The 417-nt window shown below is 64.7% G+C and carries 1 protein-coding gene; it reads right to left on the bottom strand.

All coding sequences use genetic code 11. The features are described 5' to 3' along the window. Window positions 1–417: phosphopantetheine-binding protein (locus tag IEZ15_RS44335; protein ID WP_194535968.1), on the bottom strand; the 417-nt coding region annotated here is incomplete at both ends.

Raw genomic sequence — 417 nt, 5'->3', positions numbered from 1 at the left:
GGGTTGCGATCGGGGTCGCGTTGCATTTCGTAGACCATGCCGATCTGGAGTTCGGCCATGGGGTAGGCGTCGTCGAGGTGGTGGGGGAGGTGGTTGCGGTCGTGAGGTGTGAGGAGGGAGAAGGGCTGGGTGGTGGTGGGTGGTGTGGTGGTGGGTTGTGTTGTGGTTGTTGTGGTGGCGAGGTCGGCGAGTGTGGGGTGGTGGAAGAGGTCTTGGAGGTGGAAGGTGAGTCCGTTGTCGCGGGCTCGGCCGAGTATCTGGATGCTGCGGATGGAGTCGCCGCCGAGGTCGAAGAAGTTGTCGTGGCGGCCGATGCGGTCGACGCCGAGGATGTCGGCCCAGATGGTGGCGAGGGCTTCTTCGGTTCCGGGGAGGGGTGGGGTGAACTCTGTTTCGAGGGAGGGGCGTTCGGTGGTG

Source organism: Streptomyces atratus, from assembly GCF_014648655.1.
GTDB lineage: Bacteria > Actinomycetota > Actinomycetes > Streptomycetales > Streptomycetaceae > Streptomyces > Streptomyces atratus.
This window is presented reverse-complemented; position numbering and strand designations above follow the sequence as displayed.